25 protein-coding genes are annotated in these 23,250 nt (G+C 45.7%); all 25 read right to left on the bottom strand.

Annotated features, from left to right (window positions below; all coding sequences use genetic code 11):
- Window positions 1-7: 7 nt before the first annotated feature.
- The 25 genes from fliL to ACKTRM_RS08075 all read right to left on the bottom strand — a co-directional run bounded on the left by fliL (window position 8) and on the right by ACKTRM_RS08075 (window position 23,237).
- Window positions 8-427, bottom strand: a complete 420-nt coding sequence (gene fliL / locus ACKTRM_RS08195) for a flagellar basal body-associated protein FliL (protein WP_003154241.1) — start codon at window positions 425-427, stop codon at window positions 8-10.
- Window positions 424-639, bottom strand: coding sequence for a flagellar FlbD family protein (locus ACKTRM_RS08190; protein ID WP_003154243.1), 216 nt, complete (start codon window positions 637-639; stop codon window positions 424-426). The genes fliL and ACKTRM_RS08190 overlap by 4 nt, the downstream gene beginning before the upstream one ends.
- A 39-nt stretch (window positions 640-678) precedes the next feature.
- Complete coding sequence (flgG, locus tag ACKTRM_RS08185) at window positions 679-1,455, bottom strand: flagellar basal body rod protein FlgG (protein WP_007409783.1); 777 nt, start codon at window positions 1,453-1,455, stop codon at window positions 679-681.
- A gap of 24 nt (window positions 1,456-1,479) precedes the next feature.
- The gene (gene flgD, locus ACKTRM_RS08180) at window positions 1,480-1,920 is read right to left on the bottom strand and encodes a flagellar hook assembly protein FlgD (RefSeq protein ID WP_012117554.1); all 441 of its coding nucleotides are present in this window, start codon (window positions 1,918-1,920) and stop codon (window positions 1,480-1,482) included.
- Window positions 1,921-3,264 (bottom strand): flagellar hook-length control protein FliK, encoded by a 1,344-nt coding sequence (locus tag ACKTRM_RS08175; protein WP_023356897.1) that lies wholly within the window; start codon window positions 3,262-3,264, stop codon window positions 1,921-1,923.
- Between the two features lie 6 nt (window positions 3,265-3,270).
- Window positions 3,271-3,885, bottom strand: coding sequence for a MotE family protein (locus tag ACKTRM_RS08170; protein WP_007409780.1), 615 nt, complete (start codon window positions 3,883-3,885; stop codon window positions 3,271-3,273).
- Window positions 3,886-3,896: 11 nt separating this feature from the next.
- Complete coding sequence (gene fliJ / locus ACKTRM_RS08165; RefSeq protein WP_003154253.1) at window positions 3,897-4,340, bottom strand: flagellar export protein FliJ; 444 nt, start codon at window positions 4,338-4,340, stop codon at window positions 3,897-3,899.
- A 5-nt stretch (window positions 4,341-4,345) separates the two neighbouring features.
- A complete protein-coding gene (gene fliI, locus ACKTRM_RS08160; protein WP_007611430.1) occupies window positions 4,346-5,662 on the bottom strand; it encodes a flagellar protein export ATPase FliI in 1,317 nt (438 codons plus the stop codon).
- Complete coding sequence (gene fliH, locus ACKTRM_RS08155) at window positions 5,659-6,414, bottom strand: flagellar assembly protein FliH (protein ID WP_023356896.1); 756 nt, start codon at window positions 6,412-6,414, stop codon at window positions 5,659-5,661. The genes fliI and fliH overlap by 4 nt, the downstream gene beginning before the upstream one ends.
- Window positions 6,407-7,423, bottom strand: coding sequence for a flagellar motor switch protein FliG (fliG, locus tag ACKTRM_RS08150; RefSeq protein WP_003154256.1), 1,017 nt, complete (start codon window positions 7,421-7,423; stop codon window positions 6,407-6,409). Before fliG ends, fliH begins: the two co-directional genes overlap by 8 nt.
- Window positions 7,424-7,435: 12 nt before the next feature.
- Window positions 7,436-9,046, bottom strand: coding sequence for a flagellar basal-body MS-ring/collar protein FliF (gene fliF / locus ACKTRM_RS08145; RefSeq protein ID WP_012117551.1), 1,611 nt, complete (start codon window positions 9,044-9,046; stop codon window positions 7,436-7,438).
- A 42-nt stretch (window positions 9,047-9,088) separates the two neighbouring features.
- Entirely contained in the window at window positions 9,089-9,409 is a 321-nt protein-coding gene (fliE, locus tag ACKTRM_RS08140; RefSeq protein WP_007409777.1) for a flagellar hook-basal body complex protein FliE, read from the bottom strand.
- A 10-nt stretch (window positions 9,410-9,419) separates the two neighbouring features.
- Window positions 9,420-9,872: a flagellar basal body rod protein FlgC gene (gene flgC / locus ACKTRM_RS08135; RefSeq protein ID WP_003154259.1), complete on the bottom strand. Its 453-nt coding sequence runs from the start codon at window positions 9,870-9,872 to the stop codon at window positions 9,420-9,422.
- The gene (gene flgB, locus ACKTRM_RS08130) at window positions 9,872-10,261 is read right to left on the bottom strand and encodes a flagellar basal body rod protein FlgB (protein WP_003154260.1); all 390 of its coding nucleotides are present in this window, start codon (window positions 10,259-10,261) and stop codon (window positions 9,872-9,874) included. Before flgB ends, flgC begins: the two co-directional genes overlap by 1 nt.
- 353 nt (window positions 10,262-10,614) lie before the next feature.
- A complete protein-coding gene (gene codY / locus ACKTRM_RS08125) occupies window positions 10,615-11,394 on the bottom strand; it encodes a GTP-sensing pleiotropic transcriptional regulator CodY (protein ID WP_003154263.1) in 780 nt (259 codons plus the stop codon).
- A 37-nt stretch (window positions 11,395-11,431) separates the two neighbouring features.
- Entirely contained in the window at window positions 11,432-12,835 is a 1,404-nt protein-coding gene (hslU, locus tag ACKTRM_RS08120) for an HslU--HslV peptidase ATPase subunit (protein WP_007409775.1), read from the bottom strand.
- A gap of 16 nt (window positions 12,836-12,851) precedes the next feature.
- On the bottom strand, window positions 12,852-13,397 hold the full coding sequence (hslV, locus tag ACKTRM_RS08115; RefSeq protein WP_003154267.1) for an ATP-dependent protease subunit HslV: 546 nt from the start codon (window positions 13,395-13,397) through the stop codon (window positions 12,852-12,854).
- 15 nt (window positions 13,398-13,412) lie between these two features.
- On the bottom strand, window positions 13,413-14,330 hold the full coding sequence (xerC, locus tag ACKTRM_RS08110; RefSeq protein ID WP_007409774.1) for a tyrosine recombinase XerC: 918 nt from the start codon (window positions 14,328-14,330) through the stop codon (window positions 13,413-13,415).
- 69 nt (window positions 14,331-14,399) lie between these two features.
- Window positions 14,400-15,707 carry an FADH(2)-oxidizing methylenetetrahydrofolate--tRNA-(uracil(54)-C(5))-methyltransferase TrmFO gene (trmFO, locus tag ACKTRM_RS08105; protein ID WP_012117550.1) on the bottom strand — a complete coding sequence of 436 codons (1,308 nt, stop codon included), beginning with the start codon at window positions 15,705-15,707 and terminating at the stop codon, window positions 14,400-14,402.
- 64 nt (window positions 15,708-15,771) lie between these two features.
- Window positions 15,772-17,847 (bottom strand): type I DNA topoisomerase, encoded by a 2,076-nt coding sequence (gene topA, locus ACKTRM_RS08100; RefSeq protein WP_007409771.1) that lies wholly within the window; start codon window positions 17,845-17,847, stop codon window positions 15,772-15,774.
- A 181-nt stretch (window positions 17,848-18,028) separates the two neighbouring features.
- Entirely contained in the window at window positions 18,029-18,928 is a 900-nt protein-coding gene (gene dprA, locus ACKTRM_RS08095) for a DNA-processing protein DprA (RefSeq protein WP_012117549.1), read from the bottom strand.
- 64 nt (window positions 18,929-18,992) lie between these two features.
- The gene (sucD, locus tag ACKTRM_RS08090; RefSeq protein ID WP_003154281.1) at window positions 18,993-19,895 is read right to left on the bottom strand and encodes a succinate--CoA ligase subunit alpha; all 903 of its coding nucleotides are present in this window, start codon (window positions 19,893-19,895) and stop codon (window positions 18,993-18,995) included.
- A 28-nt stretch (window positions 19,896-19,923) separates the two neighbouring features.
- Entirely contained in the window at window positions 19,924-21,081 is a 1,158-nt protein-coding gene (sucC, locus tag ACKTRM_RS08085; RefSeq protein WP_003154283.1) for an ADP-forming succinate--CoA ligase subunit beta, read from the bottom strand.
- Between the two features lie 174 nt (window positions 21,082-21,255).
- Complete coding sequence (locus ACKTRM_RS08080; protein WP_007409769.1) at window positions 21,256-21,537, bottom strand: FlhB-like flagellar biosynthesis protein; 282 nt, start codon at window positions 21,535-21,537, stop codon at window positions 21,256-21,258.
- A complete protein-coding gene (locus tag ACKTRM_RS08075) occupies window positions 21,534-23,237 on the bottom strand; it encodes a hypothetical protein (protein WP_012117548.1) in 1,704 nt (567 codons plus the stop codon). Before ACKTRM_RS08075 ends, ACKTRM_RS08080 begins: the two co-directional genes overlap by 4 nt.
- Between the last annotated feature and the right edge of the window lie 13 nt (window positions 23,238-23,250).

Raw genomic sequence — 23,250 nt, 5'->3', positions numbered from 1 at the left:
TTTGTTTTTATTGCAGATTAAAGGAGGTAATGTACACTTTCTGAACTTTTCCTTCTTGGAGATAGCTGTTTACTTTCTCTTTTAATGATTGTTTAAACGCTTCTCTTCCTTTATCTCCCTCAATCTCTCCGGCGCTTGTGTCGGCTAAAATGGAAATGATGTTGTCTTTCACCTGAAAATCGCGTTTTTCAAGTTCTTCCTTCGCTTTAGCCGAGTCGGTTTCAAGCTTGATGCCGATACGGATGATGCTGTCAGACTTTAAGTTTGTCGTAATATCGTCGACAGACACAGTGGCTGCAACGACTTCGTCAATTGTCGGCTTTTTATCTTTGCCGGAATGTCCGCTGACGACAAAATATGCTGCCGTTCCGAGGCCGGCGATGACAATTAAAATAATCAGCAAAATGATGACTAATTTTTTCTTCATTCTTCTTCCTCTATTCCCTGATCCAGTGAAAATATTTGTATGCTATGGTAAAACGATATGACTTTTTTGAGAACTGCTTCTTCCGGTTCTTTCACTACGAACTTTTTGCCGTTGGACAGTGTAATCGTCGTGTCGGGGAAGCACTCAATCTGTTCGATAAACAGCGCGTTCAGCGTAAAAGGCTGGCCGTTTAAACGGGTGACTTGAATCATGCAATCCGGAGAAGCGGCCTAACCGCCTCTCCTCCCTCCTTACCGTTTCAGATTAACCAGCTCCTGAAGGATTTCATCTGAAGTCGTAATGATTTTTGAGTTTGATTGGAAACCCCGCTGAGCAACGATCATTTCGGTAAATTCATCTGTCAGATCTACGTTTGACATTTCAAGATAGCCTGCCAAAAGCTTACCCGTTCCGTTTTCGCCCGGAGTGGTGACTGCGCTCGCAGCTCCTGAACTTAATGATTCTCTGTAAAGGTTGCCTCCGATTTTTTCCAGACCGGCGCTGTTAGGGAACGTGACCAAACCGATTTGTCCGGCATCATGAACCTCATCCCCTGCATCAGTGTATGTAACGGTTCCGTCTGCACCGATGCTGTAATCTTTCGCATCAGTCGGAATATTGATTTTGCCGCCGCCGATTTTTTCAAGATAGTACCCGTCAGTCGTAACAAGGTTCCCTTGATTGTCCTTTCCGAAATTCCCCGCACGTGTGTAAACAATTCCCGCACCTGTATTAATCTGAAAGTAGCCGTCTCCGTCAATGGCTAGGTCGGTTTTATTCTGTGTAGCCTGCGGGGCGCCGGTTGAATGAACAACATCAATGGAAGAAGTCGCGGCACCCAAGCCGATTTGTTTTGAATTGGTCACGTTTGAACCGCCGGCGACTGTCTGGCTGATCATATCTTTAAATGTAACGCGGCTTTTCTTAAATCCCACTGTGTTGACGTTGGCGATGTTATTGCCGATTACATCTAGTTTTGTCTGAAAGTTTTTCATGCCGCTGATACCGGAATATAATGAACGTAACATGTTAAATTCCCCCTGAGTTTCTTATTATTTAGATGTTTCGCTGACGGCCGTGACATTCCACGGACTGACCTCTTTGCCGTTTTCAAGCACGAGCACGTAATTGCCGTTTGAATGCTTGACTGAATTGACTGGGCTTGTCTGATCCTTCCCGTCGCTGTCGCTGAATGTGACATTTTTGCCGATCCAGTTCACATACATCGTAAACGGATCTTGATTTTCTACAAATTTAGTCATCGTCGTATTCATATTCATCATTTGCTCCAATGAAGAAAATGTCGCCATCTGGCTGATGAATTCTTTGTCATCAACCGGATTGAGCGGGTCCTGGTTTTGAACCTGTGTCATTAAGATCTTCAGAAATTCGTCTTTCCCTAAATTCGTGCTGCTGTTTACTGCGGTGGTGCTCTTCGCGCTTGAAGTGGTTGAAGCGCCCGCCGCGGCATAATCCGAGTTTACTGATGTCAACTATTCTTCCTCCATTTCATTGAGAGAAAGCTCCTCCAGCATATCTCCGAAATCGCCTGACTGCTGCTGGTTCTTCTGCTCTCTCTGTCCCTGATGCTGCTGTTTATTGTGATCGGCCGTCTGCCCGTAAACAGGCTGCTGATCCCCGCTTTGAAGGGGGACTGTAAAACGGTCGACCTGGACCGACATATTCGGAAGCGACTGTTTCAGCTGAGGAAGATGCTGTTCCAGCAGCTCTTTCGCGGACTGGCTGGATGCGATTATTTTGCTTTGAAACATCCCGTTTTCGTTTGTCACCTTAATTGTGACAAATCCGAGGTTCTCGGGATTAAGACGAATCGTAAAGCTTCCGGTTGTTTTCCCGAAAGGCGTGTATTTCATCTGTTTCCAGCCGCTTATAACCTGATCCGTTAACGGTTTATTTTCTGCCGGCTGCTGTTCAGCTCCTGCGGACGTTTGCTGAATGCCGGCAAGGCTTCTCGTTCCCGAAAACAGTATATGTGCAGACAATTTGCTGTCAGGCGCCTTTGCGTGAGAAACCGTGCCGCCGTTTTGCTGTTCTGTTTTCCCGGCTGACTCTTGGGATGATTCAGATGATTGAGATAACACAAAAACTTTCAGCTCAGTTTCAGCCATATCCCATTCCTTTGTTCCCTTTTGAGAAAGGCCCGCAAGCTGCTCCGCGACGCTTTGAAAGCTCTTCAGCTCAGCGGCTGTCATGGAGTAAAGTTTAGATGCAGATTCGTTTTTCGGAAAAAATGTCTGCCGCAGGTCTTGAATCACGCGGTCTGGGACACCTTGTTTTTTCAATGCCTCTAATAAACGGGCGCCTTCCTGGTAAACCGCCTTTGCCTGCGCGCTGTCAGGCAGTTCCTGCTGAGATGTGAAGAGCTGGGATACGGCTTCTTGAATGAAAAGCAGCCCCTTCTCAAGCGCATCCTTAACGGAATCCCCGTCTTTTGCGGAAGAATCCGGCTCATCCGTTTCAGGCTTCACCCCATGCTGTTTTCCCGCTAACATGTCTTCAACAGATTCGGCAAGCTGTTTCAATAAAGGATGAGCTGTTTCAGCCGTCTGCTTTCCTTCAAGAGCTTTTACCGCCTCAAGCAGCTGTTTTAGCTGCAATTCTTTATCTTCCGGGCCGGCTTTCAGCCAATCACCGATTTTCGATAAGGCATCATTCAGCTCTGCGTCACTTGTTTTTGTTTCATCTCCGGGCTGCCGGGGAGAAGTGATTTCCGACAGGAGCCAGTTCTGAAATAGACCTAAGCTGTTTACATTCATCTTCACATTGCTGTTTTGCACAGTCTGCGTACGATTACCCGTTAATTCAAGCAGCTTCAACTTACATCACTCCTTATTTCCGTCAGCGGATAGTTTTTCTGTATATTTAGCCGCTTGTTCAGGAGTCATTTTCGTCAAGATTTCAGCAAGCTGCTTTTTACTTAATCCGTTTAAAATATCGAGGGCTTCTTTTTCTTTCAGCTTTACGATAATGCTTGCCGCTTTACCGCTGTCCATACTTTTATAGATGTTGATCATTTTATCTTTTCCGGCTGAATCCGCAGCGTCTTTTTTCGTTTCATCCGTCTTCGTTTTCTGCTGCTGTTCAGCTTCCTGTTTCAGTGAACGGATTTTCTGATTCAGATTATCGATTTCGGACTTGCTTGTGTCTAAATCTTTATTCAAAATGTTAATTTCACTTTTTTGTTCCTTTATGGTCTTTTCAAGAGAAGCCGTTCTGTCTTCCTTCTGCTTTTCCGCCGCGCTTTTCATTTCTTTCGTTTCGGGAACCAATTCTTTTAAAACAGGCGTTTTAGCGGCTGTTTCCTGAATCGGCTTCATTACATCAACGCCGGCAGCCCAAAGGATGATGCTTGCGACGATGATCAGAAAAATCAGCGGGATCATGATAAAAAGCAGGATTGAACCGAACTTTCCAGATCTCTTTTCTTTATCGGCCATTTCATTCGCTCCTAATGCCCCTGAATCATAAACTGCTTGATTGAAATGTCGTCCATTTCCCTCATCTCTGCAGCTTTGTCTTCAAGTGCGAACATATTAAATTGTTTTTCCCGCATTTTTTCAAATTTCTTTACTTCAATGTTTTTTTCGGTGAGCTGTTCCTGCTTCTCATTCATTTCATTTCGTTTCATGATGACAAGCTTTTGATAATGATAGATGGTGTTCTCAAGATTGGAAACGAATTGCTGATAATGTCTCATTTCCTGAACGCTCATCCCGCATTTCAGCTTTGATTCTTTGTCTTTTTCGAGCAATTCTTTTTTGCTCATATTTTCATATAGTTTTTCAGCCACTGTCTCAAATTCTGAAACCGATTGTCTGTATTCAGTCAATGTTTGGTCTTTTTCATTTTCTTTTAATTCCAGCAGCTTTTGAAATCTGAATTGGTATGCCACGATGTTTATTCCTCTTTTCCTGTCAGACTCGTCAATGCCGCAATGCTGTCTTCCAATTGAGCAGGTTCTTCCGTTCCTTGTTTTAAAAATTGAATAAGCTGCGGATAAAACTGAATCGCTTCATCAATTTCTCTTGATGACCCTCTTTTGTAAGCTCCGATATTAATGAGATCTTCAGAGTTTTGATAAGTTGACAGAAGATCGCGGAATTTGTTGGCCGCCTCTATATGCGATGTGTCTGAAATATTAGACATGACCCTGCTGATGCTTTTCAGGATGTTCACGGCCGGGAACTGCCCTTTGTTGGCAAGCGCCCGATCGAGAACGATATGCCCGTCTAATATTCCGCGCACCGTATCGGCAATCGGTTCGTTCATGTCATCTCCGTCAACGAGAACCGTATAAAAAGCGGTTATCGTTCCTTGTTCATTCGCGCCCGTTCTTTCCAGCAAACGGGGCAAAATAGCGAACACAGAAGGTGTATATCCTTTTGTTGTCGGCGGTTCTCCCGCTGCCAGGCCGATTTCCCGCTGAGCCATCGCGACCCTCGTGACAGAGTCCATCATGAACATCACATTCCGGCCTTTATCCCGGAAGTACTCTGCAATGGCGGTGGCCGTATACGCCGCTTTCAAACGCATTAAGGCAGGCTGATCAGAGGTCGCGACTACGACTATCGAGCGTTTCAGGCCTTCTTCGCCTAAATCCTTCTCGATGAATTCACGCACCTCGCGCCCCCGTTCCCCGACGAGTGCGATAATGTTTAAATCAGCTTCAGTCTGCTTCGCGATCATTCCCATCAGGGTGCTTTTTCCGACTCCGCTTCCGGCAAAAATCCCGATTCTCTGCCCTTTTCCTACCGTCAGCAGACTGTCAATCGATCTGACACCGACACCCATCTTTTCCCGTATCGGCGGGCGTTTCATCGGGTTTGGCGGCGGCTGTTCCGTCGAAACGGGGGACAAACCTTTCGGAAGCGCCCGGCCGTCAAGAGGTTCGCCGAACGCGTCGACAACTTGTCCGATTAAACCCGCGCCTACTTTGATGCGGAGCGACTCCCCAGTGGCCTCCACAATGCTGCCCGGCGCAATGCTGGCCGCTTCCAGATAAGGCATTAACAGAATGTTCTCATCTTGGAAGCCTACAACCTCAGCTTTAATCGCTTTTTTCGCATGGCCTTTCGGATAAATGAGACAAACATCTCCGATTGAGCTTTCGGGCCCTTTTGATTCAATCATCAGCCCGATGACCCGTTTAACCTTGCCGTAGCGCTTGTACGGATCCGCTGTTTCAATTGAGTCTATTAAATACTGTGTCTTCATTGCTCCGCTCCCGCCTCAAGCGCCGTTAAAAGTTTTTGCTTTAATTGCATCAGCTGGGTGTCTATGCCTGCATCAACACGTCCGAACGGAGTTTCTATCGAGCACGTTCCCTTCGCGGCTTTTTCATCGGCATATAAGCTTAATCTGCATTCTTTGTATAACAGCTGCTGAATTTCGTCCATATGCTGATGAACCGTCACATAATATTCAGGGTCCACATAGATGGAGATGTCATCATAATCTTTTACTTCGGCTACTACCTGTTTGACCAGCAGAAGAAAAGCCTCTTTATCATCACTTTTTTGCCGCCATACTTTTTTAGCGAGCGCAACGGAAAGCTCAATGATTTCTTCCTCAGCGCTTTCCAGTTTTTCCTCGACTGACTGTCTCGCCATTTCCATAACGGCATTGGCCCGGCTGATGAGATTGGCGTATTCAGCTTGAGCCTCGGCTTTTCCCAATGCCATGCCTTCTTCATATCCTTCTGCCTTTGCTTCTTCTATCAATCTTTGTTTTTCTTCCGCCCAGCGGTTTTTCTCTTCTTCAATCTGCCGAAGAGTGTGCTCAAATTGATTTTTCGCTTCTTCAGACACCCTGTCGGCTTCTGCTTTGGCAAAAGCCATGAGAGCCTCCGGATTTTCGGGTTCCTCCCGGTCTGGATGGGAATGTGTTTTCCTGACTTCCTGCAAGGAAAGCTTGCGCCGTTTTTGTTCAGGAGAAAATGATGATTGCTGTTTAATGATATTAGACAATAATATCGTCTCCTCCGCCTCGCGCGATTACAATTTCTCCGGCTTCTTCCAGCTTGCGGACGACGCCCACGATTCTTGATTGCGCCTCTTCCACATCACGCAAACGCACAGGCCCCATAATTTCCATTTCCTCTTTAAACGTTTCAACCATACGCTGTGACATATTGCTGAAGACGATTTCTTTGACTTCCTCGCTCGCAACCTTCAATGAAAGCAGGAGGTCGTCGTTTTCAACGTCTCTGATCACGCGCTGAATCGCACGGTTATCAAGGGTGACAATATCTTCAAAGACAAACATCCGTTTTTTGATTTCATCCGCCAATTCAGGATCTTGGATTTCTAATGAATCAAGGATCGTTTTTTCCGTTCCTCTGTCTACGCCGTTTAACACTTCAACAACGGCTTCTATGCCGCCGGTCTGCGTATAATCCTGCGTAAAGGAGGAGGACAGCTTTTGTTCAAGGACCCGCTCCACTTCATTTATGATTTCAGGAGACGTTCTGTCCATAACCGCAATCCTTCTTGCCACCTCAGCCTGAACGTCCGGGTTCAGCTCAGACAAAATCTGTCCGGCCTGCACCGGGTCAAGGTAGGATAAAATCAGCGCCATCGTTTGCGGATGTTCCTGCTGAATGAAATTTAAAATCTGTTCGGGCTCCGCTTTTCTCGCGAAATCAAACGGCTTTACCTGCAAAGAAGAGGTGAGCCTGTTTAAAATGCTTACCGCTTTGTCTTCTCCGAGCGCTTTTTCAAGCACTTGGCGGGCGTAATTTAAACCGCCTTGTGAAATATAGTCCTGAGCGATTGCGATATTATGAAATTCTTCAATGATTTCATCTTTTCTTTGATGATCGACGCTTCTGACTCCCGAAATCTCGAGTGTCAATCTTTCAATTTCTTCTTCAGACAAATGCTTGTACACAGAAGCTGATACATCAAGGCCTAAGGAAATCATGAGGATGGCTGCTTTTTGTTTTCCTGTAAGCTTGTTCTGATCACGTTTCGCCATTTTCCATTCCCCCTAATCCTCGTCCAGCCAGCTTCGAAGCAATTTAGCAAAGTCTTCCGGTTTTTCTTTAGCCATTTTTTCAAGCTGTTTTCGTCTGACTGTTTCTTCCGTTTCAATTTTCTCTTCGTTGATATCAGGCAATCGAACCGGCTCGGGCGGTGTTTCATATTCATATTCTTCGTATTCATCCTCTTGTGAGCGTTTCTTTCTGATGAGGAGAATAATAAGCAGAATAATGGCCGCAAGCAGTACGCCGCCTGTAATGTATACCCAGATCGGAAGACCTGAAGATTGTGCCGAATCTGTGTTCAGGCTTGTTTTTCCGTCAAACGGCTGAACGGATACAACGATTTTATTGTTGATATCATTGTCTGTCAGGTTTTGATTTTGCGTTTCGTTTTTATCAAGAGACGTTCTGACGACCGTTCCTAAAATCTTCTGTATATCAGCCTGTCTCTGTGCTGATAAGGAAGCGGCATTTTTCGGATTAGGCGGCTCCACCATGACCTGAATGCCTAAATCACGCACTTTATACGGGCTTTCCGCGATTTCTTTATGAATGCGGTTGACTTCATAGTTGATTTTATTGCTGCTTTTTTCGTAGTCCCCGCTGTTTGAACCGCCGTTTGTCTCGGCATAGTTCGCGGTGTCATTGCTTCCCGTTCCGGCCGTGCCGCCGTTGGCCGCGCCGTCGCCTTTATACGTTTCCGCAACTTTTTCGGCGCTTACCGCTATGCCTTCCATGTTATCTTTATCGACAGGTTCGACAGTGTCTTCAGTGCGTTTTTCCTTCGTGAAGTCAACATCCGCCGTCACGGAAACAACGACCTTATCCTGCCCCATCATTGTGCCGAGCAGTGACTGAACATGTTTTTGAATGTCCTTTTCGACCTGCGACTTAATACCTTGCTGAGAAGCATAACTGTCAGAAACGGACCCTGCACCGCTGTCACTTTTGTCATAATATGTAGAATTTTGATCCATTATGACGATATTATCTTCTTTTAAGTTCGGAACACTTTTAGAAACGAGATGGTACAGCCCGTTGATCTGGTTTTGATCAAGCGAGTAGCCCGGTTTCATCTGCAAAACGATTGATGCGGACGCTGCCGGCTGATCTTCACCGACGAACACGGCTTCTTTCGGCATATTGATCATGACCTTCGAGCTTTTAATACCGTCCATTTCATTTATCAGGTTTGACAATTCGGTCTGAGTCGCCTCAACCTTTAAAACGTCAAACTCATTATCCGTCAGGCCGAAGCCCGCATTTTGTCCGAAAAACGAATAATCAATTGATCCCGTTTTCGGCAGGCCTTCCGCGGCAAGCTGGACTTTAAGCGAATCCACTTGGCTCTCAGGAACCTTAATGACCGTGCCGCCGTCAGCAAGTTCAGAAGACACCTTTTTCGTATCGAGCTCTTCTTTAATCTTCCCCGCTTCTTCTGCGGACAAATCTTTATAAAGAGGCACCATCTTTTCAGACGAAGTAAAAATAATAACGACGATGAGTAAAATAATGAATGCGGCCAAGCCGCTTACCATGAGTATCTTCTGTGTTTTTGATCTGTTGTTCCAAAACGCTGCCGTTTTGGTTTTCATTTGCATTAGAGTACGATTCATGTTAACCCCCGGTCATTCCAGTCATTCTCTTTAATCTGACCACTACATCTGCATTCTCATGATTTCCTGATAGGCTTCCACGGCTTTATTGCGGAATTCGGTAGCGGCCGTCAGAGAAATATTTGCTTTTTGGGCAGCGATCATGACCTCGTCAAGGTTTACATCCTTTCCTGCAGCCAGTTCGTTCGTTATTTGGTCAGATTTTACTTGTGACTCATTTAACGAATCAATAGAGTTTTTTAAAAGCTCCGAAAAGCTTGTTTGGTTTGAAGAATCAGTTTTTTGAGTTTGGTTTAATTGATTCGTTACGTTTTGAGTGTTTTGGGTTTGTTGAAGCTGAAAAGGAGTAATAGCGTTAACCACTTACATCACCTTACTTTCCGATTTCTAACGCCTTCAAAAGCATGCCTTTGGAAGCGTTTAATGCAGTTACGTTTGCTTCATATGATCTCGTGCTGCTGACAAGATCCACCATTTCTTTTAATGGATCTACATTTGGTTTTTGTACATATCCGTCTTTATTCGCATCAGGATTCTCCGGATCATAAACGAGATTAAAAGCGGACGGGTCTTCCGTAACACCAGATACCTTTACGCCATTTCCCGCGCTTCCTGTTCCGTTCATCTTGGAATGTAAAAGGGACGAAAATGATTCGCCTCCGGATTGGAGAGATACCAGCTTTCTTCTGTAAGGCACCCATTCGCCATTTACCTGCTTCGCTCTCGTTGTATCCATATTGGCCAGGTTGGACGATACGACGTCCATCCGGACACGCTGTGCAGTTAAAGCGGAGCCCGAAATATTTAAGCTTTGAAAGCCACTCATTATTTTCCTCCTGTCAAGACGGTTTTCAGAGAATTGAATTTGCCGCTCATTCTTTCAACCAAAGCCTGATAATTAATTTGGTTTTCGGCTAAATCTGTCATTTCTTTGTCGATATCGACATTGTTTCCGTTTTGCTGGTACGATGTATCACTGCTGGACACGATAGAATAATCGTCCCCTGAACCCGTAAAGTCAACGTGCCGATAGTCGGTTTTTACCGCCTCAAGATTGGATGTTTCCTGATCTAACAAATTTCGGAAAGAGACTTTTTTTGCCTTATAGTTCGGTGTATCTATATTGGCGATGTTATTAGTTAAGACTTTTTGCTTAATGTCCGCTCTCCCCAAGGCATTCTCAAGATTTTGTATAGTTCCAGAAAATAAGTCCAAATCCACTTACCTCCATTTCAGATATTTTTCTCCTAAAAATCCTTGTCGAGAATTGTAAAACCATATGCTTATTGTAAGAAATAACAGGCTTAAAGTCTATGAAGTTAGGCTAAAAAAAAGTACTCATTTGTATCCATTTTACACATAGGTATAAAGTCCTAGAGTATTTGGACTACAAATATTTGATTAATATAAGACTGAAAATAGCCGAATTTCTGTATCTTCCCCTTATTTTCACACAGCAAGATGGATTATCTCAGATCAGATTCCAATAAGCAACTTTAAACTGCAACTTTTCACCTATTGTCCATAAAAAAAGCAGGACCCCCATTTTTAGGGATCCTGCTTTTGTCTTAATGAGATTTAAGGTTTTCCAATTCGATAAGGAATTTGTTGTTCAGAACTTTAATGTACGTCCCCTTCATTCCCAGTGATCTGGATTCAATGACACCTGCGCTTTCCAGCTTTCTCAGCGCATTAACGATTACTGAACGCGTAATGCCGACACGGTCGGCAATCTTACTTGCCACAAGCAAGCCTTCGTTTCCGTCAAGCTCTTCAAAGATATGCTCAATCGCTTCAAGTTCACTGTAAGACAGAGAACTGATCGCCATTTGAACAACCGCTTTGCTTCGCGCCTCTTCTTCGATTTCTTCCGCTTTTTCTCTTAAAATCTCCATTCCTACAACGGTTGCTCCGTATTCAGCAAGAATGAGATCATCATCTTCAAATTGATCCTGCAGACGGGACAGAATGAGCGTGCCCAGTCTCTCTCCTCCGCCGATGATCGGCACGATCGTTGTTAAGCCCGCTTGGAACAGGTCTCTGTTTTCTACAGGAAACGCCGTGTATTCGCTGTTGATATCAAGGTTTGAAGACGTCTCCGGAACATTGAACAGATTTCTCGTGTACTCTTCCGGGAACTGGCGGTCTTCAAGCATTTTTTTCATGCGGTCATTTTCAATCTGCTGATTAATAGAGTAGCCCAAAAGCTTTCCTCTGCGGCTGACGACGAAAATATTAGAATCAATGACGTCACGAAGCGTTTCAGCCATTTCTTTAAAGTTTACGGGTTTGCCTGCCGCAGCCTGCAGCATGCTGTTAATAATTCGTGTTTTTTGTAGTAAAGCCATGATAAATAATCCTCCTAGAATTCCTCTTATTAAATTTTCACAATATAAATTGACTTAGATCTTTGTTGTTTGCAATCGTTCCGAGCTTTTCTTCAACGTATTGCGGCGTGATAGCGACTTTTTCCATCGTCACGTCCGGCGCTTCAAACGACAGGTCTTCCAAGAGACGTTCCAATATCGTGTGAAGCCTTCTCGCTCCGATGTTGTCCGTATCCTGATTCACATGATAAGCCACTTCGGCGATCTTACGAATAGCTTCGTCAGAAAATTCAAGAGATATACCTTCTGTCTGCAATAAAGCCTGATATTGTTTTAACAGCGCGTTATCGGGTTCGACGAGAATCTTCACAAAATCATCTACCGTCAGCTTGCTCAATTCTACACGAATCGGAAAGCGGCCCTGCAGCTCCGGAATCAGATCAGACGGTTTGGCCATATGGAATGCCCCGGCTGCGATAAACAGCACGTGATCTGTTTTGACGGAGCCGTATTTCGTGACGACGGTAGATCCTTCGACAATCGGAAGGATATCTCTTTGAACGCCTTCTCTCGATACATCTGCTGAGGAAGAAGCCCCTCCGTTTTTTGCGATTTTATCTATTTCGTCAATAAAGATAATGCCGCCCTCTTCAGCTCTTAACACGGCCTCTTGGCCGACTTCATCCATATCGATTAATTTGCCTGCCTCTTCATTGGTCAGAACCTTCCTTGCTTCTCTGACCGTCATTTTGCGGCGTTTTTTCTTTTTTGGCACCAGATTGCTCAGCGCATCCTGCATATTCATGCCCATCTGCTCCATCCCGGAGCCTTGCAGCATGTCAAACATCGACGGCTGCTGCTCTTCCACCTCTACGGAGACGTAATGGTCTTCGAGCTCTCCCAATGCGAGCTGATGCGCCATGCGCTTTCTTTTCTCTTCAAGGCTTGCTTCTTCCTGCTGGTCGGCTTCATCATCATTTGCCGCCTGGTTTCCTCCGAAAAGCATTTCAAACGGATTTTTCACACCCGCTTGTTTTTTCTTTCCCGGAACGAGAAGCCGCACTATACGTTTGTTTGCATTTTCTTCAGCCTGTTCTTTCACTTCGCTGATTTTTTCTTCTTTAATGAGCCGCACGGATGTCTCAACGAGGTCTCTGACCATTGATTCGACATCTCTGCCTACATAGCCGACTTCTGTAAATTTTGTCGCTTCAATTTTTATAAATGGCGCACCGGTAAGCTTGGCGATCCGTCTGGCGATCTCTGTTTTCCCCACCCCGGTCGGGCCCATCATCAGGATGTTTTTGGGAACGATCTCGTCTCTCAGTTTTTCATCAAGAAGACTTCTGCGATAGCGGTTTCTTAATGCCACGGCGACAGCTTTTTTCGCATCCTGCTGTCCTACAATGTATTGATCCAACCGATCTACGATTTGTCTCGGTGTTAACGGTTTGTTTTCCATGCGCCTCAAGTCCTTTCTATTCAAGTTCTTCCAAAATGATCTGATCGTTTGTGTACACACAAATCTCGCCCGCGATTTTCAAAGCGGCTTTTGCAATATCTTTGGCGGACAGATTCTCTCCGGCATAGGTTTTCAGCGCTCTTCCTGCTGACAGGGCGTAGTTTCCGCCGGAGCCGATTGCCAAAATGCCGTCATCCGGCTCAATCACTTCACCTGTTCCCGATACGAGAAGCAAGGTATCCTGGTTCATGACAATCAGCATGGCTTCCAGCTTGCGCAGCACTTTATCGCTGCGCCATTCTTTCGCAAGCTCAACCGACGCACGTTTTAAATTGCCGTTGTATTCTTCAAGCTTCGCCTCAAACATTTCAAAAAGTGTGAAAGCGTCTGCAACAGATCCCGCAAATCCGGCCAGAACCTTTCCGTTAAACAGCTTTCTCACCTTTCTCGCGGTATGTTTCATGACTACAGCCTGACCGAATGTGACCTGGCCGTCTCCTGACATAGCGCTTTTCCCGTTATGCTGGACGGCAAAAATCGTTGTCGCATGAAAAGATGACATGAGAAGGGCCTCCTTTTAATTTTCTTTAAAAGCTCTCGGGTGGTGGGACATATATGTGTTTCTCAGCATTTCCTTCGATACATGTGTGTATATCTGCGTAGAAGACAGATTGGAATGGCCCAAAAGCTCCTGGACGCTTCTTAAATCAGCCCCTTCATTCAGCAGATGAGTCGCAAACGTGTGCCGAAGCATATGCGGGTGTATATGTAAAGTGCCGGATGCTTTTTTTACAAGCCCGCTTAAAATATACCGGATTCCTCTGGCGGTCAGCGGGCCGCCTCTTTGATTGACAAACAGCACATCATGAGGCTCCTTTGCTTTTTCAAGCAGGCACTGCCTTCCGCTGTTGATATACAGCTCCAGCGCATCACGGGCATATGAGCCGAACGGGATATAGCGCTGCTTCTTGCCTTTCCCGTGAACGAGCACCGTATCCATGAACAGGTCAAGATCGCCGACAGTGAGCGTACAGCACTCACTGACCCTCATTCCGGTCGCATAAAGAAGCTCAAGCAGGGCCTGATCGCGCATCCCTGACGGCTGACTTCTGTCTGAAACAGCGAATAGTTCCTCAAGTTCTTTTTCATAAAGAAACTTCGGAATCCGTTTCTCTTGTTTCGGCAGATGAACAAGCTGAAACGGATTCTCTTCAACAAGCTTTTCCCTCATTAAAAATTTATAGAAGCTTCTCAAAGCTGAAATTTTCTTGCTGATTGTTTTTCTTGACAGGCCTTTTTCATAAGCCTCTGTCAAAAATATTCTCACATCATGATATGCAGCTTCTTTCATTCCATTTATATTTTGAGCATGCAGAAACATCCCAAATTCTTCAATCGAATTAACATAATTCACAATAGTATATTGTGAATAATTTTTTTCAATTTGTAAATATTCAACGAATAACTTTAAAAAAAAGTTAACATTCTCAGTCATTATGAAGACCTCCCTCTCCGAAGGGCTTTTAAATGGTATCATATAATGCATCGAAGTTGCAATGAAAAGCTATATCGTTTTCGAAATAGTTTGAATAGTCTCAATTGCGCGTTTAGCGTATTCTTCATTTCGTTCTTTTTTGTTTTTAATTTTTACAGGCAATTCTTTTAAGAGGCCGAAGTTTGCATTCATCGGCTGGAAGTTCTTCTGGTTTGTCGTCGTAATGTAGTGAGCCATGCTTCCTATCGCCGTCTCCTGCGGGAATGTCACAAGATCCTGACCGAGCACAAGTTTGGCGGCATTGATTCCCGCTACAAGACCTGAAGCGGCAGATTCAACATAACCCTCTACGCCGGTCATTTGGCCCGCGAAAAACAGATCGTTCCGCTGTTTAAATTGATATGTCGGATTCAAAAGGCTCGGCGAGTTGATAAATGTGTTTCTGTGCATGACGCCGTATCTGACGATATCAACATTTTCAAGACCGGGGATCAGTTTAAGCACTTCTTTTTGGTCTCCCCATTTTAAATGTGTCTGAAAACCTACAATATTATAAAGCGTTCCCGCCGCATCATCCTGTCTGAGCTGAACGACTGCATAAGGGCGCTTGCCTGTTTTCGGATCTTCCAGTCCGACCGGTTTCATCGGTCCGAACAGCATTGTTTTCTTGCCTCTTTTCGCCATGACTTCAATCGGCATGCAGCCTTCAAAGAAGATTTCTTTCTCGAATTCTTTTAAAGGTACCGTCTCAGCCGTCGTCAATGCTTCATAGAAACGGTCGAACTCTTCCTCTGTCATCGGGCAGTTTAAGTACGCCGCTTCTCCCTTGTCATAACGGGATTTTAAGTACACTTTCTCCATATCGAGGCTGTCTTTTTCGACAATCGGCGCCGCCGCGTCATAAAAATACAGATACTCTTCTCCCGTGAGCTCTTTCAGCTGCTGTGAAAGCGATTCTGACGTAAGCGGTCCGGTCGCGATAACAGTCGGGCCTTCCGGAATCTCTGTTACTTCCTCAGTAAGAACCGTTACGTTCGGATGGTTTTTCACGAGATCCGTCACGCTTTGCGCAAATTCATGACGGTCAACGGCAAGCGCTCCCCCGGCCGGAACCGAGCATTTATCAGCAGATTGAATGATTGCCGAGTCAAGGGCCCGCATTTCTTCTTTTAATACGCCTACCGCATTGGCGAGTGTATTTGAACGGAGGGAGTTGCTGCATACCAGTTCGGCGAATTTATCAGTATGATGGGCTGCCGTCTGCCTGACGGGCCGCATTTCATATAGTTTCACTTGAATTCCTCGTTTTGCAAGCTGCCATGCCGCTTCACTTCCGGCAAGGCCTGCTCCGATTACATTAACTGTTTGCTGGTTCATTTCTTTTCATCTCCTGTTGTTTGTCCCTTCCACACAAAGAAGGTGAGCAAGGCTCTGCTCACCGCTACTTCTGTGGTTCTTCCTTATAATCGCATTCGACGCATTGGACTTGTATGCCTTTTTTAAGCTTTTTCTCTACGAGCATATTTTCACATTTCGGGCATTTTCGTTCAATCGGTTTGTCCCAAGATACGAAGTCGCATTCAGGATAACGGTCACAGCCGTAAAAGATGCGTTTCTTTTTTGATTTTCGTTCGACAATGTTTCCTTCATGGCACTTAGGACATTTTACGCCGATTTGTTTGACAATCGGTTTTGTATTCCGGCAGTCAGGGAAGTTGGAGCACGCCATAAATTTGCCGTATCGGCCCATTTTATAAACCATCCGGGAGCCGCATAACTCACAATCTTCATCGGCGTATTCAGGTTCAATTTCCACTTCTTTCATTTCGGCTTCCGCTTTTTTCACGCGTTTTTCGAAATCAGTATAGAAGCTGTCAATGATTTGAACCCATTCTGTCTGGCCATCTTCAACATGGTCAAGATCTCTTTCCATTTTAGCCGTGAATTCAACGTTAATGATTTCCGGGAAAAACTCCATGATAAGATCCAGCACGATCTGCCCAAGCTCAGTCGGCACAAACCGTTTATTGTCTAGTCCCACGTAACCGCGGCGCTGGATGGTGTCAAGAGTCGGCGCATATGTCGAAGGACGGCCGATCCCCAGTTCTTCAAGCGTTTTAACCAGGCGCGCCTCTGTATAACGCGGAGGCGGCTGAGTAAAGTGCTGCTCAGGCTCAATATCTTTCGATAAAACCGTGTCTCCCTCTTTAAGGTCCGGAAGCATGCGGTCTTTTTCTTCCAGCTGATCGTCTTTACCCTCTACATAGACTTTCATGAAGCCGGCGAATTTGACTTTACTTCCGTTTGCCCGGAATGTCAATCCGTTATTGCTGAGATCGACGCTCATCGTATCAAGGACGGCAGGCGCCATCTGGCTTGCAACAAAGCGCTCCCAAATCAGCTTGTATAATCTGAGCTGGTCTCTTCCAAGCACCGCTTTTAAGTCGGCAGGTTTTCTGAGCACCGAAGTCGGGCGGATCGCTTCGTGGGCATCTTGAGCGTTTTCATTTTTCTTTGCCGGTTTCCGTTTTCCCGCTAAGTACTCTTTTCCGTACGCCTGATCAATAAAAGCTGACGCTTCTTCAACGGCTGTATTGGAAATCCGCGTTGAGTCCGTTCTCATATACGTGATGAGCCCGACTGTCCCTTCTTTGCCGAGATCAATTCCTTCATATAATTGCTGCGCGATCATCATCGTTTTCTTCGCTCTGAAATTCAGCTTTCTTGCAGCCTCCTGCTGCAGAGTGGACGTTGTAAACGGCAGAGCGGGATTTCGTTTGCGCTCTTTTTTCGTAACCTTGTCAACTGTATACTTATTGCCTTTCAGCTGAGCAAGGATGGCTTTTACGTCTTCTTCGCTTTTTAAAGGAAGCTTTTTGCCGTTTTTTCCGAAAAATCCGGCTTCAAACGTCTCTTTTCCTTTTAAAAATGAGCCGGTAATCGTCCAGTACTCTTCAGGTTTAAAATCGTTGATTTCCTTTTCCCGGTCGATGATCAGCCGGAGCGCAACGGATTGCACACGGCCCGCACTGAGGCCTTTTTTTACTTTTTTCCAAAGAATCGGGCTGATTTTGTATCCGACGAGTCTGTCTAATATGCGGCGCGCCTGCTGTGCATCGACAAGATCCATATTAATCATGCGCGGATGTTTAAATGATTCTTTAATGGCGTCTTTCGTTATTTCATTAAAGACGACCCGGCAGTCCGAGCTGAGATCCAGATCAAGACTGTGTGCGAGATGCCATGCAATCGCTTCCCCTTCTCTGTCGGGGTCGGCCGCGAGATAGACTTTTTTTGCTTTCTTTGCCGCTGTTTTTAATTCTTTTAAAACAGGGCCTTTTCCGCGGATCGTAATATATTTCGGTTCAAAGTTCTGTTCGATGTCAACTCCCATTTGACTTTTCGGAAGATCCCGGACATGTCCCATTGAAGCTTTGACTTTATATTTCTTCCCTAAATAACGTTCAATCGTTTTCGCCTTTGCCGGCGATTCCACGATGACTAGATAATCAGACATTTTCATCCCCCTCAAGAGGTGTTCTCTCTCTTTTCAAGTATCAATTCATTTTAGAGCTGCCTTTTTATGGCTTTCAACATTTCATTCTTTATGATGAACGTCATTTTATACATGAAAATAATGTGCAACTTTAAATCCTCACTATTATTAAATATTACAATACCGTTTGTCAAACGATATTTCAAAAGGGTTCCGTATACTGAACGCATCGGGCGGTCAGCTCTCCGTCAATATCCTCTGCGCATAATACAGCTTTCGCCCCTTCTTGAATGAGTTTTATAGGTCCTCCGGAATATGGATTAAATATGGAACCCGGAACGGCAAATACCTCTCTGCCTTGATCGAGAGCCTGGTAAGCTGTGATTAATGAACCGCTTTTTTCTTTTCCCTGCACGACCACAATTCCTTCACTTAGTCCGCTGATTATGCGGTTTCTCATCGGAAAGTGCCATTTTTTCGGCTTTGTTTCAGGAGGATGTTCTGAGAGTAGGAGATGGTGTTCAGCCATGTATTCTGCTAACAGGAGATTTTCCCGGGGATAGATGTGATGGAATCCGCCGGCTATCACGCCGATCGTAAGCCCTTTTGCCCTGATGCTCGCCTTATGAGACAATCCGTCTATACCGGATGCAAGCCCGCTTACAATGACCCAGCCTTTTTTTGAGAGTTCGGCGGAAAGATGCCCAACCGCTTTTATTCCGTCTTCCGTCGGTTTCCGCGTTCCTACAATCCCGATTTTTCTGCCTTTTTCAAGAAGCAGCGTGTTCCCTTTTGCATACAGGACAGCCGGCGGATCATAAATCGCTTTAAGCCATGTTGGATAGCAGCTTGATGAAATCGGAATGACAGTAATGCCTTCGCGGCGGTAATCGGACAGAACTTCATCAAGTTCCGGATCCTTGCGCTCTATTTCCCGAAAAATTGCTTCCGGGGCTGTTTTCCCTTCTGATAAAACAGTTAATGGATGCGGATGCGGTAAAAAAGACAGAGAATGATCAGCTTTCCACCATTTTAATAGAAGAGACGGGGAAATGATTTGATTAATACTGCAGACCATTAAACAGCGCGATGCTTGATCCAAATCTGGAAACCTCCTCTTTTTTCAGCAAAAACAGGAACAGCCGTTACGGCTGCCCCTGCTTCGATCAGTGCGTTTTGCACGTTTCAAATAAGCCTTTTTCTTTTAACACCTTAATCAGCGTTTCACCCATTACAGAAGGGGTTTCCGCGACTTCAATTCCGCAGGCGTTCATCGTTTTGACTTTTTCTTCTGCCGTGCCTTTTCCTCCGGAGATGATGGCGCCCGCATGGCCCATGCGTTTTCCCGGAGGCGCGGTTTTACCGCCGATAAAGCCGACAACAGGCTTCGTCATGTTCGCTTTCACCCACTCAGCCGCTTCTTCTTCAGCTGTGCCGCCGATTTCTCCGATCATGATGACGGCATGTGTTTCTGGATCTTCATTGAACGCTTTTAACACATCAATAAAGTTCGTGCCGTTGACCGGATCGCCGCCGATCCCTACAGCGGTAGATTGGCCTACGCCGGCTTCTGAAAGCTGATGGACGGCCTCGTATGTCAATGTTCCTGAACGGGATACAACGCCTACATGACCCTTTTTATGAATGTATCCCGGCATAATGCCGATCTTGCATTCTTCAGGTGTAATAACACCCGGGCAGTTCGGCCCTATTAATCTCGTTTTCTTGCCTTCCATAAAGCGCTTCACTTTCACCATGTCCAAAACCGGAATGTGCTCAGTGATACAAATGACAAGATCAATTTCCGCGTCAACCGCTTCCATAATTGCGTCCGCCGCAAACGGAGCCGGCACGTAAATAACTGACGCATCAGCGCCCGTTGTATGAACCGCTTCTGCGACCGTATTGAATACCGGTACGCCTTCCGCTTCCGTTCCGCCTTTTCCAGGTGTTACACCGCCAACGATATTCGTGCCGTATTCCAGCATCTGCTTTGTATGAAATAAAGCGGTAGAACCTGTAATCCCCTGTACAATAACTCTTGTATCTTTATTGATAAAAACACTCATTATCTGGTCCCCTGCCTTTCATTCTTTCCTAAACTAAGGATACGATTTTCTGTGCGCCGTCTGCCATTGATTCCGCAGATGTGATGTTTAAGCCTGATTCATTCAGGATTTTCTTTCCTAAATCTACGTTTGTCCCTTCAAGGCGCACGACCAGCGGCAATGTCAATCCGACTTGTCTCGTCGCTTCAACAACGCCCTCGGCGATGACATCACACTTCATGATGCCTCCGAAAATATTAACGAAAATTCCTTTTACGTTTTGATCGGAAAGAATGATTTTAAAAGCTTCCGTAACTTTTTCTGCGGTTGCGCCGCCCCCGACATCAAGGAAGTTTGCAGGTTCTCCGCCGTAGTGTTTAATGATATCCATTGTAGACATTGCAAGACCCGCGCCGTTTACCATGCAGCCGATATTTCCATCAAGGGAAATGTAGCTTAAATCGTATTTTGACGCTTCGATTTCTTTCGGATCTTCTTCATCTAAATCTCTGTATTCCATAATGTCTTTTTGTCTGTATAACGCATTGCTGTCGAAGTTCAGCTTAGCATCCAGCGCCATGACGTTTCCGTCCCCCGTAACGACGAGAGGGTTGATCTCGGCGATGGAGCAGTCCTTCTCAACAAATGCTTTGTATAAACCGAGCATAAATTTAGCGGCTTTGCCGACAAGCTCTTTCGGGATGTTAATTGCGAATGCAATTTCCCTTGCCTGATAGCCCTGAAGGCCGACAGCCGGATCAATTACCGCTTTTTTAATTTTTTCAGGTGTTTTTTCCGCTACTTCTTCAATCTCCGTTCCGCCTTCTTCAGACGCCATTAAAACGATTCTTGAAGTAGCGCGGTCAAGTACAAGCCCGACATAGTATTCCTTTTTAATATCGCAGCCTTCTTCAATAAGTAAGCGTTTTATTACTTGTCCGTCCGGACCCGTTTGATGTGTGACGAGCGTCTTGCCTAACAGTTCTTCGGCATACTCTTTCACTTCATCTTTTGTTTTTGCAATCTTTACCCCACCAGCTTTGCCGCGGCCGCCAGCATGGATTTGCGCCTTTACGACATAAACCGAGCTTGACAGGCTCTCTGCTTTTTCAACTGCTTCCTCTGCTGTAAAAGCCACTTTACCTTCAGGAACAGACACCCCGTATTTTCTGAGGACTTCTTTTCCCTGGTACTCATGGATATTCATTTCCCATCCTCCTAACTTATGTAGCAAAACTAAAAATAGACTGCGCTTTCATTCTATATAATACTGGAAGAATTGTCTAGGGTTCAAAACAAAATCTTTATATCCTTCCAAACATTCTAACTTTTATTTTATTGAAAATATAAATTTAAACGGAGTCCGGGAAATGAATGGTCCTTATTTTTCGTTTTTCAGGGTTTCGTCCAGTCTGTAAACAAATGAAAAAATTTCGGCAACGGTTTCATAAAGCGCCTCCGGTATCTGATCGTCAACCGTCAAATGGCGCATTAATTCGACAAGGGTTCGGTCTTCCTGAATGGGGACCCCAGCCTTCTCAGCTTCTTTTATAATATTTTCCGCCACGTGCCCCCTGCCTGTTGCGACAACCTTCGGGGCTTGGTCTTTCTGCCGGTCGTAATGCAGGGCGACAGCTCTTCTTAACGGCGTTTGCTCTTTCATATTTTCACATCCACTTTTCTTCCGCCGTCTTTTTCTATAAACTCTTCCACAAGAGTGCTCTGGTCTTTCGGGCGCCGTTTTTTAGCCGTGACGCCTGACAGGCTGAAGCCCGTTTCTTTTACGGCTTCTTTTAAAGCCGGTACGAGAGGGTCGATGGCGGCCTGAAGCTCAAAATCAGTCTCAACCGTAATGGTCATTACATTTTGCTGAATCATGCAGTCCACAACGGTTTCTTGCAGTGTTTCAAGGTGCAGCAAAAACAGGAGCCTGCAATGTGACGGATCGAGTTTTCCGTCCGGCTTCTTCCGTCCTTTAAAGAGAACTGTGATGTCATTCTCATACGCGGACGCTCCCAGCGGAAATGACAGCACCATCTGCGTAAAAGAAGGGTTATGCTGCTCAATAAACAGCTGGCCGTTTAATTTATGAATAAGCGGTTCCGCCTCTTGTTTAACGGATTGGGGCGCCTCTTGAAGCGTCCGGACGGCTTGGAGGGCTGTTTTCAGCGCTTGTTTCTCCGGCTGAGGAGATACGCCTTTTTCAAGTGCTGTAATGAATGATAATTCATCACGCGTGCCCAGTCCTTTTTTGATTTTCTGCAAAAGGCTTAATACATCATGTTTTTCTGCATATTTCAATTCGGTGAGCTGAGCGGCTTTTTCGAAAACAGCCGCCTCCTGTTCTGTCAGATGTGCGTTTTGAAGAACAGGTGCTGTTTTCAATGTTTTTTCTTGAGAAATGAAAGCCTTAATGATCTCCGCCGTTACTTTTACGGGACGGTTTTCAGTTTTTTCTGCCGATGTCATTAATTTCTCTATAATCTGTTTTGCCGTTTTTTCAGGCAGTTCCGGATTTGTGCGTGCACTCGGAGGAGAAGGCTGGCTTGAGACTGCCTTTCCGTTTTCACGAGTCTCTCGGACAAATGGTGATTGTTTTGATTCCGTCCGTTCTCCTTCATCCATCAGCCCGGTTTCTGAGAGCGGCATGCGTGCAGCCTCGGCAAGCTTCTTCAGGAGACGTTCTGCATGAAGATCCGTTTCCGCGTTTAACACGTCAGAAACCGCCGCTTTGAGCACAGACAGCTCTTTTGCCGATTGCGGAGCCTGATTGATTGCCTGAAACAGTCCTGAGAGGAGGCGCCGGGTCGGAACCGGATATTTAACGGCATGAATGGCTGACAAGACTTCCGGATGTGCGGGCAGTTCCCGTTTCAGCGCAAATACGATTGTTTCCGCCGCTTTTTTCAATTCGGCGGCCGGAAGCGATTCAGCCCAGCGGATGCAAGCTTTGAGGCTGTTTTCCGTCATCGGCAGCTTCTGCTGCATAAACGTTTCGGCAATCTGCAGAGACACAGGGCCTGGTTTGACAGAAAGAGCGTTTAACAGTCTTCCCGCCGCTTCCTGAACGGTTTTCGGGTTTCCTTCGAATTGGTCGATGACATGAAGCCGGCCCGTTTTTTCCGCCGGCTGTTTGTCATAAGAAAACCAGTAATACGCCTGCGGACGAAGGGCGGTTTCAAGTTTTCCCTGCATCGTCCGGCCGCCGATTTGGATAAGAGCGCTTTGATCGTCCAGCAAACGGAGAACCTTCCCTAACAGCAGCCTTTGAGCGCCGCTGTCTTTACCGCCGTCTTGCCGGTCCGGAGGGATTTCCGCCGTCAGCTGTCTGAAAGCCGCTTGGATTTCGCCGCTTATGTTCATGTCTTAAGCCTCT

It is taken from the genome of Bacillus sp. D7-8, from assembly GCF_052055895.1.
Lineage (GTDB): Bacteria > Bacillota > Bacilli > Bacillales > Bacillaceae > Bacillus > Bacillus velezensis.
Note: the sequence above shows the minus strand (reverse complement) of the source record. Positions and strands in the feature narration are given on the sequence as shown.